Origin of the sequence: Achromobacter xylosoxidans (assembly GCF_002192695.1) — a bacterium.
GTDB lineage: Bacteria > Pseudomonadota > Gammaproteobacteria > Burkholderiales > Burkholderiaceae_B > Achromobacter > Achromobacter xylosoxidans_C.
The window spans coordinates 55,313-72,397 of sequence record NZ_MTLG01000075.1; the positions used below are offsets into that span (position 1 = coordinate 55,313).

Consider the following 17,085-nt stretch of genomic DNA (forward strand, 5'->3'; position numbering starts at 1 on the left):
CGCATGCTATTCAACGGCATCCATCGAACGCGCAGCCCAGGCTGCGCGTTCTTCATTCTGGATGCCGCCGAGCCTGTTGGGCTATGATGATGCGACAGGCCCGCCGTTCCTCGGCAATCCAGCACTACACAGTGCGATGCGGCTTTCTCTCCCAACGCTCCTATGTCGCTCCTAGCCGACAACGCCGCTCTTCTTCTAAGCGGCCCCGAAAGGAGCTAACCTACTGTCCCATATACGGTTTCAAGTCCTTCTTGATTTGCGCGAAAGAATTGACACCGGCACTTTTTTGTGGCCGCCTCTGCCGGGCAAGCACACCGAAGCAGAGAGCCAGATGCACCACACCCCCCAAGCCAGCCAGCAAACCGCCACGCCGACCGCGTTCCAGGACGGCCGGGCCTCGCCGATGGAATACCTGAGGCAGATCCTGACCGCCCGCATCTACGATATCGCCCGCGAAACCGAGCTGGACCGCGCCCGCGGCCTGTCCGCGCGGCTGGGCAACCCGGTCTATTTCAAGCGCGAGGACAATCAGGCGGTCTTCTCCTTCAAGGTGCGCGGCGCCTACAACAAGATGCGCAACACGCCGCAGGCGGCGCTGGAGCGGGGCGTGATCACGGCGTCCGCCGGCAACCACGCGCAAGGCGTGGCGATTTCGGCCGCCAGGATGGGCGTGCGCGCCATCATCGTGGTGCCGCAGACCACGCCGCAGGTGAAGGTGGATGCGGTCAAGGCGCACGGCGGCCCCACCGTGACGGTGGTGCAGGCGGGCGATTCCTATAGCGATGCCTACGGCCATGCGCAGAAGCTGGCGAGCGCGCAGGACCTGACCTTCATCCCGGCCTTCGACGACCCCTACGTGATCGCCGGCCAGGGCACGGTGGGCATGGAGATCCTGCGCCAGCATGCGGGCCCCTTGCATGCCGTCTTCGTGCCGATCGGCGGCGGCGGGCTGGCCGCGGGGGTGGCGACCTACATCAAGGCGGTGGATCCCAGCGTCAAGGTCATCGGCGTGCAGACCGAGGATTCCTGCGCCATGTCGCTGTCCATGCAGGTGGGCGAGCGGGTCAACCTGCCCGAGGTGGGCCTGTTCTCGGATGGCACGGCGGTCAAGCTGGTGGGCGAGGAGACCTTCCGCCTGTGCCGCGCATACCTGGACGAGATCATCCTGGTGGATACGGACGCGGTCTGCGCGGCGATCAAGGACGTGTTCCTGGATACCCGCAGCGTGCTGGAACCGGCCGGTGCGCTGGCGGTGGCCGGGCTGAAGAAGTACGTGGAACGCGAGGGCGTGCAAGGCCTGCCCATGGTGGCGGTGACCTCGGGCGCCAACATGAACTTCGACCGCTTGCGCTTCGTCGCGGACCGCGCCGAGGTCGGCGAGGCGCGCGAGGCGGTCTTCGCCGTCACGGTGCCCGAGGAACGCGGCAGCTTCCGCCGCTTCTGCGGCGTGATCGGCCAGCGCAGCGTGACGGAATTCAACTACCGCATCGCCGACGCCCGCACCGCCCACATCTTCGTCAGCATGCAGATTTCGCGGCGCGGCGATGCGGCCGAAATCATGGCGGCGCTGCAGGAGCAGGGTTTCTCCGTCGGCGACCTGAGCAACAACGAAGTGTCGAAACAGCACATCCGCTACATGGTGGGCGGCCGTTCGCCGCTGGCTGCCGGCGAGCGCCTGTTCCGCTTCGAGTTTCCGGAGCGTCCCGGCGCGCTGATGAAGTTCCTGTCCGAGATGGCGCCCAACTGGAACATCAGCCTGTTCCACTACCGCAACCAGGGCACGGAATTCAGCTCGGCGCTGGTCGGCATCCAGGCTCCCTTGGCGGACAGCGCGGCGCTGGACGCGTTCCTGCGCCAGCTGGGCTACGCCCATACCGAGGAAACCGCCAACGAGGCCTACCGCCAGTTCCTGATCTGAGCGGGCGAGATCAACCCGGCGCGCAGCCGGGCTTGCGCGGCAGGGCCACGCCCGGCTGCAGGCGCAGCGCGGCGCGTCCCTGCGCCGCCTGCGTCAGCTGCAAGGTGGCGGCGCGCCAGGCCGGCACCTCGTCGAAGGCCACGTCGGGCGCGGCCGAGGACTTGGACTGCGCGTCCGGCCTGTCGAACTGGATCGCGGGCAGGCGCAGGCAGAGGTCCTTGAAATCCAGGCGGGCCAGTTCGCGCCCGTCGCTCATGCGCACCGCGCGGAAGGCCATCGGCGTGTCCACGAACTTGGTGATGGCCGGCACGATCTGCAGATAGCCGTCGGCGTCCTTGACCCGCTTGGTGGGCTCGATCTCGATTGCGTCCCTGCCTGGAGGCACGGCCAGGTAGGCCACGCCGTCGGCCACGTCCAGCAGTTTGCCCGGCCCCAGGTTCAGGGCGGCGAGCGGCGCGTGGCGGATCATCACGGTTTCGTTCCAGGAGGTCTGGACGCGCGTCCAGCCGGGCAGGCGCGCATCCTCGAAACGGGTGGTGGAGATGCGGTCACGCTCGGGCTGGGCGGACAAGGCCAGGCGTTCGACCCGCAGCGCGCCGTTGGCGACGCGCAATTGCGCCAGCACGGTGTCGGCGCTGGAACTGGTGAAGTAGGCCAGCACGGCGTCCGTTTCCAAGGCCTTGGCGGTGGACGCGCAGAAGAAGGCGCGGGCCTCGATGCGCTGGCCATCTGGATAGAGCAGGGCGCCGACGTCCTTGCCGCACAGCGGCTTGCCCTGGTAGGTAATGGTGGTGGCGCGGGTGGCCTGCCGCTGGCCGGTGTTCCAGTCGTTGCGGCTGCCGGTGGCGGCTTCGACCACCAGGCCGTGGTTGTCGTAGACGACGGCCGCGCCCGCGGGCGCGGCCAGCAGGCAAAGCAGAAACGCGAGGCTGCGTCGACGCGCCATGGTCGGACTCCCTGGTGTGGCTGGACGGGTCCATATATACCACTGCCGGGGAAAGTACCTTACTGCGGGCCGAGCTTGCGGATCAGGGCGTCCAGCATTTCCAGTTCGTCGGCCCGCAGATCCGTCAAGGGCGCGCGCACTGGACCCGCGTCGTGGCCCACCAGTTTGGCGCCGGCCTTGACGATGCTGACGGCATATCCGGGCACGCGGTTGCGGATATCGAGATAGGGCAGGAAGAAATCGTCGAGCAGGCGGTTGCTGGTTTCGTGGTCGCCCGCGGCGATGGCGCGGTAGAACTCCATGGCGGTACGCGGCACGAAATTGAACACCGCCGACGAATAGACCGGCACGCCCAGCGCGCGGTAGGCGGCGGCATAGACCTCGGCCGTGGGCAGGCCGCCCAGATAGGAAAAGCGGTCGCCCAGCTTGCGGCGGATGCGCACCATGGCCTCGATGTCGCCCACGCCGTCCTTGAAGCCGACCAGGTTGGGGCAGCGCTCGGCCAATTGCGCCAGGCTGTCGGCCGACAGGCGCGACTGCGCGCGGTTGTAGACGATGACGCCGATATCCACGGCCTTGCAGACCTGTTCGACGTGCGCGGCGATGCCTTGTTGCGAGGCTTCGGTCAGGTAGTGGGGCAGCAGCAGTATGCCCTTGGCGCCCAGGCGCTCGGCCTCTTGCGCGTAGGCGATGGCCGTGCGGGTCGGACCGCCCGCGCCAGCCAGGATGGGGACCTTGCCCGCGCAGGTCTGCACCGCGGTGCGGATGACGTCGGCGTATTCCTCTGGCGCCAGCGAAAAGAATTCACCAGTGCCGCCGGCGGCGAACAGGGCGGTCGCGCCGTAGGGCGCCAGCCACTCGAGGCGCCGGGCGTAGCTCCTGGCGTTGAAGTCGCCGTTCTGGTCGAAATCGGTGACGGGAAAAGACAGCAAGCCGTCCGAAACGATGTGCTTGAGTTCCTGCGGGGTGGTCATGTTGCGGTGATCCGTATGGGGTGCCATCGAAGGCGGAAGTGGGCCGATATGTCGGTTGATGGTCAAGTCATCGTACAACATGGAATGGCGGACTTCAACACCGATTTAGCGGAAATATAAGGTGAAATACGGACATACCCGATACCAGAACATTCTGCTTTCCAAGAATATTTATGAAGTTGTACGATGACATCCGCAAAGCCAGAGCGGGTTGGAGGCGACAGGGTCCAGCAGGCGGTCCCAAGAGGCTGCCGCAGCGCCGCCGGCCGCAACTGTCCGCAAGACAATTCCAGAGGAGACTTCATGAACCCGAGCAAGAGACAGTTCCTGGGCGGCGCCGCGGCGCTTTGCCTGTCGCCGTGGCTGCCGGCATGGGCGCAGTCGGGCGACTGGCCTACGCGCGCGGTCCGCATCATCGTGCCTTACCCGCCCGGCGGCTCGTCGGACATCATCGCGCGCATTGTGGCGCCGCGCCTGGCCGAGGCCCTGAAGCAGACCGTGGTGGTCGAGAACAAGCCCGGGGCCAATGGCAACCTGGGCGCCGGCCTGGTGGTGCAGGCGGCGCAGGAAGGCCATACCGTGCTGCTGTGCGACGTGGGGGCGCTGGCGATCAGCCCGTCGGTGTACACCAAGCTGTCCTTCGATCCCTCCACGGACCTGCGGGCGGTCGGCATGCTGGCCTATTCGCCGCACGTGCTGGCCGTGCATCCCGACGTGCCGGCCAAGACGGTGCCCGAGCTGGTGGCCTTGTCGAAGAAGCAGCGCCTGAATTTCGCCGTGACCGCGATCGGCAGCGCGCCGCACCTGGCCGCGGTCGCCGTGCAGCAGGCCACGGGCGCGCAATGGGAATACGTGCCCTACAAGGGTGGTTCGCAGGCGGTGACCGACACCATAGGCGGGCAGACCCAGGTCATCATGAACGGGTTGCTGGCCACGCTGCCTCACATCAAGGCCGGCAAGCTGCGCCCGATCGCGATCTCCAAGCGCGAACGGATGCAGCTCGTGCCGGACATTCCCACCATCTCCGAACAGGGCGTGGCCGGCTTCGAGTCCGGCACCTGGCAGGGGGTGATGGCGCCGGTGACCACGACCGATCCCGTCGCCATCCGCTTGTCGGAGCTGATGGCGCGGATCGTCAACCAGCCGGACGTGAAGGCGCAGCTGAACGAACAAGGCGCCGAAATCGTCACCCGCAATCCCGCCGAGCTGGCGCAGTTCTTCAACAGCGAACGCGCGCGCTGGGCCTCGGTGGTGAAAAGCGCGGATATCCGGCTGGATTGAGGCCGGGCCTGCCTGGACAGGCCGTCAGGCGCGGGAGCACACTGGAATCATCCCGCGCCCGTCCAGGCCCCGGCGCGACGCGGGTCTGGGCTGCGCACGCAACACCGCGCATGGCCGCGGACCAGGGGCAGGGGCATGCAGCCATGAAAATCCTCTACGCCGCCGCGCTGCTGGCGGCGGCTTGCGGGCAAGCCGTCGCGCAAGGCGCCGGGCCCGCCGTTCCCCCGGCCCCGCCTTCGGCCCGCGTCATACCCGATGCCTGCGTCGGCGCTTCATGCCCCAGACTGGTCAATCCGGGCGCAGCCCAGGAACCCTGCCTGGGCACCGGTTGCGCCACCGCCGGCAGGCCGCCCGGCCCGCCCGCGCCGCCCTCCAGCGGGCCGAGCCGGCAGCCCGGCTGGATGAGCCCGGCGCCATCTCGCCTGCCGCCGATGCCGGCGCAGCGCGGCGTGCCGACGGGGCCGCTGACGCCTGCGCCGCCGTTGCCGGTGCCGAGGTGATGCGGGGGGGATGGAAGGCGGCAAAACCTCATGGCGGTGCCGACCGCGCATCCGCCATCCGCATGTACGACCGGTAAGGCTCCGCCTCAACCATCTCCCGCAGCAACTCCCGCAGGATGTCCTGCACGATCCTCACCGCCTGCGTCAGCGGGCGGTTCGATGCGGTGGCCAGCATTAGGCGCGTGGACAAGGCGGGGTTGACGATCCGGCGGGCGACCAGTTGGCCGTTGTTCAATTCACCCACCACCGCGGGCAGGGCCAGCACCGTGTGGGCCAGTCCGTTCAATACGATTTCCTTCATCAGTTCCAGCGCGTCCATTTCGAACACGACGTTCAGGGGCGTATCCGCCTGCGCCGCCGCCTGTTCCAGCGTGCGGCGCAGGCCGTGGCTGCGGGTGGGCAGCGCCAGGGGCAGATCCGCCAGCTGAGCGAAGTCGATGGAGGGCAAGGCCCGCGCGGCGGGTGACAGGTTCTGCGCGGGCGATACCAGCGCCAGGTCCAGCTCGGCCAGGGGATCGACCGCCACGTGCTGGGAACGGCGCGCGTCATGCAGCACCGCGATGTCGACGCGGGCGTTGGCCAGCCATTCATGCACGTAGCCGCTGTAGCCGGTGATGACGTTGAGCTGGATGCGCGGATGGCGCTTCCAGACTGCCGCCACCAGCGGCATGCCGACCATGTGGGAGAGCGTGGGCGTCAGGCCCAGCGTGACCTGGCCGGAGGGCGATTTCTGCTCGTCGTGGAATTCGGTCACGACCCGCGCCATTTGGGCCAGCAGGGGACGCAGGCTATCCAGCAGCTTCTCGCCTTCCGGGGTCAAGGACACGCCGCGGCCGTTGCGGTAAAGCAGGGCGCAGCCGCATTCGTCTTCCAGCTTCCTGACCTGGCGGCCCAGCGCCGATTGCGCGATGCCCAGCACCGAGGCGGCCTTGGAGAAGCTGCCCGAGTCGGCCACGTGGATCAGGTTTTCGATCTTGCGCAGGTCCATCGCGATGTCTCGCCGCCGGCGCTTGCGGGCGGCTCCTCCTTGTGTGCGTTTTCTGTATATCTGATAGGCACAGTATGCCTACATGGCTTGCCGCCAGCCACCCTAGAATTCCTGCGTATCAGACCCGCGCCCGCGCGCTTGCCCTTGGTTTCTTGCCATCCATGACACCTGCTTCCGAACTGAACACCTCTGCCCACGCCTTGCTCGGGGTCTTCGCCCGCAACGGCGTCGACCGCGTCTTCCTGGTTCCCGGCGAAAGCTATCTGGGCGTGCTCGACGCCCTGCATGATTTCCCGGGCATCGATGTGGTGACCTGCAGGCACGAAGGGGGCGCGAGCTTCATGGCGTGCGCCGACGGCCGGCTGACGGGCCGCCCGGGGGTGGTCATGGTGTCGAGGGGCCCGGGGGCGGCGAACGCGGCCATCGGCGTGCATGCCGCGCAGCAGGACGGCGTGCCGCTGGTCCTGCTGATCGGACAGGTGCCGCGCAAGGACCTGCGCAAGGAGGCTTTCCAGGAGATCGACTACCAGAAGATGTTCGGTTCCGTCGCCAAATGGGTGCACGAGGTGGCGGCGCCCGAGGACGTGGCCTGGGCCGCTTTCAAGGCCCTGCGCGTCGCCACTTCGGGTACGCCAGGGCCGGTGGTGCTGGTGGTGCCGGAAGACGTGCAGCAGGCGTGCGTGCCGCAGCCGGACTGGGTGGCCGAGCCGGCCAGCGCCGCGCAGCCGGCGCCCGCCGCGCTGGCGCGGCTGCAAGCCTTGCTGGACGCCGCCCGCAAGCCGCTGATCATTGCCGGGGGCGCCTTCAACGCGCCGGGCGGCCGCGAGGCGCTGCGGCAGCTGGCGGAACGGCACGGCATACCGGTGGCAGTATCGTTCCGCCAGCATGACCTGTTCCCCAACACGCATCCGCTGTACGCCGGCGACCTGGACCTGGCGACGCAGCCCGCGCAGGTGGCGGCCTTCGATTCCAGCGACCTGATCCTGGCGCTGGGTACGCGCCTGGGCGACATCACCACGCAGGGCTACACGTTTCCGGCCTATCCCAGACCGTCGCAGACGCTGGTGCATTGCCATGCCGACGCGCATTTCGTGAACCAGCACTTTGCGGCGGACGCGGGCATCATCGCGGACCCGGTGGCCACGGCGCAGGCGCTGGCCGCGCTGCCGGCGGCGGACCGTGGCGGGCGCGAGGACTGGGCGGCATCCCTGCGCGCGATCCGTGAGCGCACCGCCGCCTGGCCCGCTCCAGAAGCCGACGACGGCGTGCCCTTCGTGTCGGTGGTGCGAGCGCTGGCCGAACTGGCGCCACCGGACCTCATGGTGTGCCTGGACGCGGGCACCTTCGCCGCGCCGGTGTACCGCCATTTTCCCTTTGTTTATCCGCAACGGCTGATGGCCTCGCAGTCCGGCGCCATGGGCTATGGCACGCCGGCGGCAATCGCCTCGCAGTTGCGCCAGCCTGGCAGCAAGGTCGTGTGCCTGGTTGGCGACGGCGGCTTCATGATGACCGGCAATGAAATGATGGCCGCGGCCGAACGCGGGCTGCCGGTGTTCTTCATCGTCTCCAATAACCACTGCTACGGTTCCATCCGCCTGCATCAGGCGCGCACCTATCCCGGCCGCCACGCGGGCACCAACCTGGCGAGCCCCGATTTCACGATGATGGCGCGCGCCTTCGGCATGCAGGCCGAGTACGTCACCCATCCAGACCAGGTGGCCGCGGCCATCGCGCGCGGACTGGCCTCGGCCGCGCCGTACTTCCTGGAGGTCAAGACCAGCCTCGCCGCGATCCTGCCGGACGGCGCGGACAGCGCGGCCGGCATCGACCTGCTGGGGCGGGGCTAGCCTGGGACTCAGTCGCGGTAGCCGGGATCCTTCCTGTCCATCAGGCGCAGCATCGCCGGCCATTCCAGCTCGCCGAAGGGGCGCCGCGTGGTCGGCTGGTACAGGTGCCAGGTTTTCTCGATGACCTCTGGCGGCGGGACGCAGAGTTCGCGGTTGGCGGCCAGGGCGTCGACCTGCGCCTTGCAGGCCATCTCCAGCCAGTACAGCGTGTTGAATGCCTGCGCGATGCTCGGACCCGCGGCGAGCAAGCCGTGGTTGCGTAGGATCATCGCCTCGGACTGGCCCAGGTCCGCCACCAGCCGTGCGCGCTCGTCCAGGTCGATGGCCACGCTCTCATAGTCGTGGTACGGGATCTTGGCGAAGCGCATGGCGGTCTGGGTCAGCGGCAGCAAGCCGCATTGCAGCGCCGACACCGCCATGCCGGCTCGCGTGTGCGTATGGATGACGCATTGCACGTCGTGGCGGGCGCCGTGCACGGCGCTATGGATGACGTAGCCGGCGGCGTTGATGCCATACTCGCCGGGGTTGTCCAGCACGTTTCCGTCCAGGTCTATCTTGACCAGGCTGGACGCGGTGATTTCGTCGTACATCATGCCGTAGGGATTGATCAGCAAATGGCCCTCCGGGCCAGGTATGCGCGCGGTGATGTGGTTGTAGATGAGATCGCTCATGCCGAAGTGGGACACCAGCCGGTAGCAGGCGGCCAGTTGTATGCGGGTATCGCGTTCCGCGGGGCTCATGGCGCTATGCATGGTTCGGGTCTCCGGTTCAGTCGCTGGCTTTGACGTTGAAGTCGCGCACCACCTGGCCCCACGACTCGTATTCGGATTTCATCAGCGCGCCGAACTCGGCGGGCGTGGCGGTGGTGCGGACCTGGGCGCCCAGGTCCGCCAGCTTGTCGCGCACGGCTGGATCGGCCAGCACGGCATTGACCTCGGCGGCCAGCTTCTGCTGGATGTCGGGCGGGATGCCGGCGGGCGCGATCAGGCCCAGCCAGGCGCCCATGTCGAAGCCGGGGTAGCCCTGTTCGGCGACGGTGGGCACGTCGGGCAGGCTGGCGACCCGCTCAGGGGTGCTGACGGCGATCGCCTTCAGGCGCCCGGCTTTCACCAGCGCCAGCGAGGACACCATGGTGTCGAAGGTGGCGTAGGTCCGCCCGCCGACGATATCGGTCTGCGCCTGGCTGCTGCCTTTGTAGGGCACGTGGATCATGCTGGCGCCGGCCTTGGCCAGCAGCACCGAGGTCACCAGATGGCTGGTGGTGCCCACGCCGGTGGTGGCGTAGGTGTACTGGTTCGGTTTGGCCTTCACGGCCGCGAGGAAGTCCTGCAGGTTGTTGGCCGGATTGTCGGGGCTGACGACGAACAGGTAGGGCAGCCAGGTCAGCAGGCCGATGGGCGCGAAGTCCTTGCGCGCGTCGTAGTTCAGGTTCGGATAGACGTGCGGGTTGATGGCCTGCGGCGCCGATGCGCCGATCATGAGCGTATAGCCGTCGGGCTTGGCCCGCGCACCCAGGCCGGCGGCGATGGAGCCGCCCGCGCCGGGCTTGTTCTCGACGATGAACTGCTGGCCCAGACGCTGCGCCAGGCGGTCGCCGACCATGCGGGCGACGGTGTCGGTCGCCGTGCCGGGCGGGAATCCGACCAGGATGGTGACGGGTTTGGAGGGATAGGGGGCTTGCGCCCAAGCCGGCCCGGCCGCGGCCCAGGCTGTGGCGGCCAGCATGGCGGCCAGCGCGGCTCGCCTTGTCGCATTGCGCATCGTAGTCTCCAGTCATTGTTCTGATGGCGGGAGAGCGCCTGCGCCTGCCCGCAACGGAACCGCGATGGGCAGCCCGTCGCCGTTCAAGGTCGCACAAGGGCCCACCGTCTTCAATGGCGCTGGCGGCCAAGCAGATAACGCGAAATGGCAAGGATGGCGGACGCCGCGAGGGCGTCCGCCCGGGGGATCAGGCCGTCAGGCTGATCCAGGTGGTCTTCAGGTCGCTGTACTTATCCAGCGCGTGCAGCGACTTGTCGCGGCCGAAGCCCGATTGCTTGACGCCGCCGAAAGGCACGGTGATGTCGCCGTCGGCGTAGCAGTTGACCCACACCAGGCCCGAGCGCAGGCGGCGCGAGAGACGATGAGCGCGCGACAGGTTGGCGGTCCAGAGCCCGGCGCCCAGGCCGTAGATCGAGTCGTTGGCCAGCCGCACCGCGTCGTCCTCGGTGGCGAAGCGCTGCGCGGCCAGCACCGGGCCGAAGATTTCCTCGCGCACCAGGCTGTTGTCCTGGCCTGCGCAATCGAAGATGGTCGGTTCGATGTAGTAGCCGCCGGTGGCGCCTAGGGCCTGGCGGCCGCCCATGCGCAGCTGTGCGCCTTCGGCGGCGCCCGCTTCGATGCGGGCCAGCACGCCGCGCATCTGGCGTTCATCGACCATGGCGCCCATGGCGGTGGCCGGATCCAGCGGATCGCCTGGCTGCAGCGCGGCGGCATGGTCCGCGACCTTGGCCATGAAGGCGTCGTAGATGCCATCCTGCACGTACAGGCGCGAGCCCGCGATGCAGACTTCGCCCTGGTTGGAGAAGATGGCGAGCGCCGCGGCCTGGGCGGCGCGGTCCAGGTCGGGGCAGTCCTCGAACACGATGTGGGGCGACTTGCCGCCGCACTCCAGCCACACGCGCTTCAGGTTCGATTGTCCCGAATACTCCATGAAGCGCTTGCCGGTGGCGGTCGACCCGGTGAAGGCGATGCAGTCCACGTCGGGATGCAGGCCCAACGCCTGGCCGGCCTTTGCGCCCAGGCCAGGCACCACGCTGAAGACGCCGGCGGGGATGCCGGCTTCCTCGGCCAGCGCCGCCAGCCGGATGGCCGACAGCGAGGCCTGCTCGGCCGGCTTGAGGATGACGCTGTTGCCGGCGGCCAGGGCCGGCGCGACCTTCCAGGCGGCCATCATCAGCGGGTAATTCCACGGCACCACCGCCGCGACCACGCCCAGCGCTTCGCGCGTGATGGTCGCGAGCGCGTCCGGGCCGGTGGGGGCGATCTCGTCGTAGATCTTGTCGATGGCTTCGGCGTACCAGGCGTAGCAGCGCGCCGTCTCCGGCACGTCGAAGGCGAGCGCGTCGCGGATCGGCTTGCCCATGTCCAGCGTTTCCAGCAGCGCGAGTTCCTCGCGGTGCGTCTCGATCAGCGCGGCCAGGCGCAGCAGATGCTGCTTGCGCTGGCGCGGCGCCAGGCTGCTCCAGACGCCGGCCTCGAAGGCGCGGCGGGCGGCCAGCACGGCGCGGTCCACGTCGGCCTGGCCGCAAGACGCCACGTCGGCCAGTTTGCGCCCGTCTATCGGGCTGGTGGCGGGGAAGGTGGCGCCATCGGCCGCGTCGCAATAGGCGCCGTCGATGTAGGCCTGGCCGTTGAAAGTGAGCGCGGCGGCGCGGGCGCGCCAGTAGGCGGCGTCCTGGGTCATGACCGGGCTCCCTGGCTGTTGGCGCGCGCCACCATGGCGTCGAGCAGCACGTTGCAGCCCGCTTCCAGATCAGCGGGCTTGGCGTCCTCGATCTCGTTGTGGCTGACGCCGTCCTTGCAGGGCACGAAGATCATGGCGGTGGGGGTGACGGCGGCCATGTAGACCGCGTCGTGGCCGGCGCCGGTGACGATGTCCATGGCGGCCAGGCCGCGGCGGGCAGCGCCGTCGCGCACCTTGCCGACCAGGTCCGGGTCGAATGGCGTGGGCGGGAAGTACTGCACGTGCTTCACGTCCACCGCCACGTTGTGGCGCTGGGCGATTTCGGCGCAGACTTCGTGCCAGCGCTGGTCCATGCGAGTGAGCGTGGCTTCGTCCTCGTGGCGCAGGTCCGCCGTGAAGCGCACCTGGCCCGGAATGACGTTGCGCGAACCGGGATGCGCGTGGATCTCGCCCACGGTGCCGCGGCCATGCGGCTGGTTATCGTTGGCGATGTCCACCACCGCCTGCAGCAGGAAGCTGGCGGCGTACAGCGCGTCGCGCCGGATCGGCATGGGGGTGGGGCCGGCATGCATTTCCATGCCGGTCACGGTCACGTCGTACCAGCGCAGGCCGAGCGATCCGGTCACCACGCCGACCACTTTTTCTTCATGCTCCAGGATCGGGCCTTGCTCGATATGGGCCTCGAAGTAAGCGCCCACCGGGCGGCCGCCCACGGGGTCCGCGCCGGCATAGCCGATGGCGGCCAGCTCGTCGGCCACCGACTTGCCGTCGCGGTCGGTCGCGGTCAGCGCCACTTCCAGCGGGAACTTGCCGGCGAACACGCCCGAACCCATCATCACGGGCACGAAGCGCGAGCCTTCCTCATTGGTCCATATGGCCACTTCCAGCGGCGCTTCCGTGACCACGCCGTGGTCGTTCAGGCTGCGCATGACCTCCAGGCCCGCCAGCACGCCGTAGCAGCCGTCGAACTTGCCGCCGGTGGGCTGGGTGTCGATATGGCTGCCGGTCATGACCGGCGGCAGGTCATTGTTGCGGCCGGCGCGGCGGGCGAAGATGTTGCCCACCTGGTCCACGCGCAGCGTCATGCCGGCATCGCGCATCCAGCCGGTGACCAGGTCGCGGCCCTGGCCGTCCAGCGCGGTCAGCGCCAGGCGGCAGTTGCCGCCCTTGGGCGTGGCGCCGATCTGCGCCAGGTCCATCAGCGACTGCCACAGCCGCTGTCCGTTGATCGAGATAGTCGTCGTCATGTTGGAGTCCCTCTGTGTCAGTGGCTGGCGGCGGCATTGCGGGCCAGCGCGGCCTCGCGGATGCCCATCAGGGTTTCGCCCGGCGAAATGCCGTTGGCGTCGTAGCGGATTTCCAGCAGGGCCGGCAGGTTCTCGCGTTCGGCAAACGCCAGCGCGCGCTCGAAGGCGGGGCCGAAGCTGGCGGTGTCTTCCACGGCTTCGCCATAGCCGCCGTAGCCGCGGATGATCTGCGTGAAGTCCGGATTCTCGAAGGACAGGGCGATGGTGCGGGCCGGGAACTCGCGTTCCTGGTGCGCGCGGATGGTGCCCCAGATGCCGTTGTTGAACACCAGCACGACCACGCCCAGGCGGTATTGCAGCGCCACGCCCAGTTCCTGCATGTTCATCTGGAAGCAGCCGTCGCCGGCATAGCAGACCACCGTGCGCTTGCGGTCTTCCAGCTTGGCCGAAATCGCCGCCGGCAGGCCGTAGCCCATGGAGCCGACCGTGGGAGTCAGGCTGGTGCCCGGCCCGGCGTAACGGCGATAGCGGTGGGGGTATAGCGCGTAGTTGCCCGCGCCCACGGTGATGCAGGCGTCGGCGGGCACATGCGCGTCGACATAGGCGGCGGCCTGGTCCAGGCTCATCGGCCCGGGCGAGGGCAGCGGCTGCAGGCTGTCGACCAGTTCCTGGTGCGCGGCGCGCACCGCCTCGCCGCGCGCCGTCTTGTGGCCGGGGACCAGGTCCGCCACGCTGGCGGCGAAGCTGGCCACGTCCGCCACGATGGCCTGGGTGGGCGAGAACACCCGGCCCAGTTCGGCGGCGTCCGGATACACATGGATCAGCCGCTGGCGCGGCAACGGGCTTTCGATGACGGTATAGCCTTCGGTGGTGGCCTCGCCCATGCGCGTGCCCACGGCCAGCACCAGATCGGCGTCGCGCAGGCGTTGGCGCAGCTCAGGCGTCATGGCCCAGCCGACGTGGCCGGCGGCGTTGGGGTGGCGCTGGTCGAAGCACTCCAGGCGGCGCCAGGCGGTGCCTACCGGCAGCTCGAAACGCTCGGCGAAGCCAGCGATCTGGTCGATGGCGGTCTGGTGCCAGCCATTGCCGCCCAGCAGCAGGAAGGGACGTTCGGCGGCGTCCAGCAATTGGGTCATGCGGGCCAGGTCGGCGGCGCCGGGGTGGCTGTGCACGCGCGGGTAGCGCGGCAGGTCGGCCACGCGGGCGCGGCCCCACAGCGTGTCCTCGGGCAGCGCCAGCACCACGGGGCCGGGACGGCCGCTGGTCGCGATCGCGAAGGCGCGCGAGATGTACTCGGGAATGCGGTCGGTGCGGTCGATCTGCGCCACCCATTTGGCCATCTGGCCGAACATGCGGCGGTAGTCGATCTCCTGGAAGGCTTCGCGCTCCATGAAGTCGTTGCCCACTTGGCCCACGAACAGGATCATCGGGGTGGAGTCCTGGAAGGCGGTATGCACGCCGATGCTGGCGTTGGTGGCGCCCGGGCCGCGCGTGACGAAGCAGATGCCGGGCTCGCCGGTCAGCTTGCCATAGGCCTCGGCCATGTAGGCCGCGCCGCTTTCCTGGCGGCAGACGATGGCCTCGATGGCATCGGTGTGGTCATTCAGCGCGTCGATGCAGGGCAGATAGCTTTCGCCGGGGATCATGAACACGCGGCGCGCGCCATGGATGCGCAGCTGCTGCATCAGGATCTGACCGCCATTGCGTTCGGGAATTGCTGCTGACGTCATGCGGAGTCTCCTTGTTGCGGGACGGCCTGCGCGCGGCGCTCGGCGGCCCATCGTTCGAATTGGTGATGGCGCGCCAACAGGCGGCGCGCGGTGTTGTAGACAGGCGGATCGATGCGTTCGGCGTCGTGGCGGCCGGCGCGCTGGGCTTCATAGCGGGCGACGCAATCATGGGCCGCCATGACTTCGTCCGGGGCGGGCGTGAACACCGTGTGGATCAGCTTGACCTGGTCGGCCACGGTGGCGCACTTGGACTTCAGGCCCATGCGGCGGGCCCAGCGCACATCGGCTTCCAGCGCGGGCATGTCGCGATAGTTGAACGGGCAGTCGATGGGCAGGCAGCCTGCGGCGGTGCAATCCAGCAGGAAGCGGGCGCGCAGGTGATGCAGTTCGATGCCGTCCTTGCCGCGCTCGGCGCCCAGGCTGGCGGTCAGGTCCTCGGCGGCCAGCAGGCAGGCGGACACGCGCGGGCTGGCGGTCAGGATGTCATAGGCGCGGTGCACGCCCAGCGCGGACTCCAGCGTGGGCACGATCTCGGTGCTGCCGGCGGGCAGGCCGAGTTCGGCTTCCAGCGCGCTGATGGCCTGGTCCAGCGCGGCGATCTGCGCCGCGCTTTCGGCATGGGGCAGGAACACCGCGTCCGGCGCGCCCGGCATCACGCCGCGCAGGTCCGCCAGGCCGTCGTCTTCAAGCTTGTTGATGCGCACCGCGGCCACCACGCCCAGGGCGCGGCAGCGGCCGAACAGTTCGGCGATGATGGGGCGCGCGGCCGGCCGGTCCGCCGGGGCGGTGAACTCTTCCAGGTCCGCGACCAGCGCATCGGCGCCGCTGGCCAGGCCGTCGGCCTGGGCGTTGGCGTCGAATCCGGGCACGAACATCCAGCTGCGGCGCAGGAAGGGGGGACGGCGGGAGGGGGTGATAGGGGTCATTGCACGTGCCTCGGCAGGAACAGCACCAATTCAGGTACGAAAGTCAGCAGCAGCATGACCGCGGTCATGGCCAGCATCATCCAGGACAGCGGGCGCAGGGTCTGCATCATGTTGATGCCGCCGATCTTGCACGCGGCCATCAGGTCGACGCCGACCGGCGGCGTGTTGGCGCCGATGGCCATGTTGATCGACAGCAGGATGCCGAAGTGCACCGGGTCGATGTTGTAGTGCGCCAGCACCGGCATCACCACGGGAGCGACGATGATGATGACCGGAATGGCTTCCATGAAAGTGCCCAGGAGCAGCAGCACCACCGTCAGCACCAGCAGCACGGCAGTCTTGCTGTCGGTCCATTCGACCAGCAGCGTGGACAGCGCCTGCGGCACCTGTTCGGCCACCAGCACCCAGGCGAACAGGCCCGACGCGCCGATGATGAGCAGGATGGAGGCGCTGCTTTCGCCGGTGGACTTGAGGTTGTCCCACAGCGACTTCAGGCTCAGCGTGCGGTACCAGAAGAAGCCGATCAGCAGGGCGTAGATGATGGCGCTGGAGGCGGCCTCGGTGGCGGTGAATATGCCGAAGCGGATGCCGCCGATGATCAGCACCGGCACCATCAGGGCGGGCAGCGCGTCGACGGCGGCGGCGCGCAGCTCGGACCAGCTGAACGGCTGGCCGCCGGCCCAGTTGTGCTTGCGCGATTGCCAGATGGCCACGCCGATCAGCGACAGCCCCAGCAGGATCCCAGGGATGATGCCGGCCACGAACAGCTTGCCCACCGAGGTGTCGGTGATGGTGCCGTAGACGATCAGCACGATGCTGGGCGGAATGATGGTGGACGTCGCGCCGGCGCTGCCGACCAGGGCGCAGGAAAAGCCCTTGTCGTAGCCGCTGCGGGCCATGGCGGGCAGCAGCAGGCTGCCGATGGCGACCACGTCGGCCACGCCGGAACCGGACAGCGCGCCGAACATCAGGCAGGCAAGCACGGCCACCACCGCCAGGCCGCCCTTGATGTCGCCGACGATCGCGGCGCACAGGCGCACGATGCGCTGGGTCAGACCCGCGCCGTTCATCAGCTGCGCGGCCAGGATGAAGAGCGGAATCGCCAGCAGCGTGAAGCTGTCCAGCCCCACCACGTACTGCTGCGCCGCCACCATCATGGGCGCGGAGTCGAAGACCGCCAGATAGGCCAGGCAGGACAGCACCAGGCCGAAAGCGATGGGCATGTCGATCAGCACCGTGATCGTGAACACGCCCATCAGGAAGAGAGCACCCGTAGACATCTT

13 protein-coding genes and 1 pseudogene are annotated in these 17,085 nt (G+C 68.6%); 4 read left to right on the top strand and 10 right to left on the bottom strand.

Features of this window, described 5'->3' with window-relative positions:
• The first annotated feature begins 331 nt into the window (after positions 1-331).
• Positions 332-1,918, top strand: coding sequence for a threonine ammonia-lyase, biosynthetic (gene ilvA, locus BRO63_RS14555; RefSeq protein WP_088140447.1), 1,587 nt, complete (start codon positions 332-334; stop codon positions 1,916-1,918).
• A gap of 10 nt (positions 1,919-1,928) precedes the next feature.
• Here ilvA and BRO63_RS14560 read toward each other — a convergent pair whose 3' ends face one another.
• Positions 1,929-2,864 carry a hypothetical protein gene (locus BRO63_RS14560; protein ID WP_088140448.1) on the bottom strand — a complete coding sequence of 312 codons (936 nt, stop codon included), beginning with the start codon at positions 2,862-2,864 and terminating at the stop codon, positions 1,929-1,931.
• A gap of 59 nt (positions 2,865-2,923) precedes the next feature.
• Positions 2,924-3,838, bottom strand: a complete 915-nt coding sequence (gene kdgD, locus BRO63_RS14565; protein WP_088140449.1) for a 5-dehydro-4-deoxyglucarate dehydratase — start codon at positions 3,836-3,838, stop codon at positions 2,924-2,926.
• Between the two features lie 303 nt (positions 3,839-4,141).
• Here kdgD and BRO63_RS14570 point away from each other — a divergent pair, with 303 nt between their 5' ends.
• Positions 4,142-5,119, top strand: coding sequence for a Bug family tripartite tricarboxylate transporter substrate binding protein (locus tag BRO63_RS14570; protein ID WP_088140450.1), 978 nt, complete (start codon positions 4,142-4,144; stop codon positions 5,117-5,119).
• A 143-nt stretch (positions 5,120-5,262) separates the two neighbouring features.
• Positions 5,263-5,619 (top strand): hypothetical protein, encoded by a 357-nt coding sequence (locus BRO63_RS33955; RefSeq protein WP_143219476.1) that lies wholly within the window; start codon positions 5,263-5,265, stop codon positions 5,617-5,619.
• A gap of 28 nt (positions 5,620-5,647) precedes the next feature.
• On the opposite strand, the gene BRO63_RS14575 is transcribed toward BRO63_RS33955, so the two are convergent.
• Positions 5,648-6,607: a LysR family transcriptional regulator gene (locus BRO63_RS14575; RefSeq protein ID WP_088140451.1), complete on the bottom strand. Its 960-nt coding sequence runs from the start codon at positions 6,605-6,607 to the stop codon at positions 5,648-5,650.
• 161 nt (positions 6,608-6,768) lie between these two features.
• Here BRO63_RS14575 and BRO63_RS14580 point away from each other — a divergent pair, with 161 nt between their 5' ends.
• The gene (locus tag BRO63_RS14580; RefSeq protein ID WP_088140452.1) at positions 6,769-8,454 is read left to right on the top strand and encodes a thiamine pyrophosphate-dependent enzyme; all 1,686 of its coding nucleotides are present in this window, start codon (positions 6,769-6,771) and stop codon (positions 8,452-8,454) included.
• 8 nt (positions 8,455-8,462) lie between these two features.
• Here BRO63_RS14580 and BRO63_RS14585 read toward each other — a convergent pair.
• From BRO63_RS14585 to BRO63_RS14615, 7 genes and pseudogenes are all read right to left on the bottom strand, one after another.
• A pseudogene (locus BRO63_RS14585) lies at positions 8,463-9,209 on the bottom strand (class II aldolase/adducin family protein); the annotation flags it as partial.
• 13 nt (positions 9,210-9,222) lie between these two features.
• Positions 9,223-10,215 carry a Bug family tripartite tricarboxylate transporter substrate binding protein gene (locus BRO63_RS14590; protein ID WP_088140454.1) on the bottom strand — a complete coding sequence of 331 codons (993 nt, stop codon included), beginning with the start codon at positions 10,213-10,215 and terminating at the stop codon, positions 9,223-9,225.
• 187 nt (positions 10,216-10,402) lie between these two features.
• Positions 10,403-11,899 (bottom strand): aldehyde dehydrogenase, encoded by a 1,497-nt coding sequence (locus BRO63_RS14595; RefSeq protein WP_088140455.1) that lies wholly within the window; start codon positions 11,897-11,899, stop codon positions 10,403-10,405.
• Positions 11,896-13,146: a Zn-dependent hydrolase gene (locus tag BRO63_RS14600; protein ID WP_088140456.1), complete on the bottom strand. Its 1,251-nt coding sequence runs from the start codon at positions 13,144-13,146 to the stop codon at positions 11,896-11,898. The genes BRO63_RS14595 and BRO63_RS14600 overlap by 4 nt, the downstream gene beginning before the upstream one ends.
• A gap of 17 nt (positions 13,147-13,163) precedes the next feature.
• Positions 13,164-14,876 carry a thiamine pyrophosphate-binding protein gene (locus tag BRO63_RS14605; RefSeq protein WP_088140457.1) on the bottom strand — a complete coding sequence of 571 codons (1,713 nt, stop codon included), beginning with the start codon at positions 14,874-14,876 and terminating at the stop codon, positions 13,164-13,166.
• Positions 14,873-15,802, bottom strand: coding sequence for an HpcH/HpaI aldolase/citrate lyase family protein (locus BRO63_RS14610; protein WP_088140458.1), 930 nt, complete (start codon positions 15,800-15,802; stop codon positions 14,873-14,875). Before BRO63_RS14610 ends, BRO63_RS14605 begins: the two co-directional genes overlap by 4 nt.
• The gene (locus BRO63_RS14615; protein WP_088140459.1) at positions 15,799-17,082 is read right to left on the bottom strand and encodes a TRAP transporter large permease; all 1,284 of its coding nucleotides are present in this window, start codon (positions 17,080-17,082) and stop codon (positions 15,799-15,801) included. The genes BRO63_RS14610 and BRO63_RS14615 overlap by 4 nt, the downstream gene beginning before the upstream one ends.
• Between the last annotated feature and the right edge of the window lie 3 nt (positions 17,083-17,085).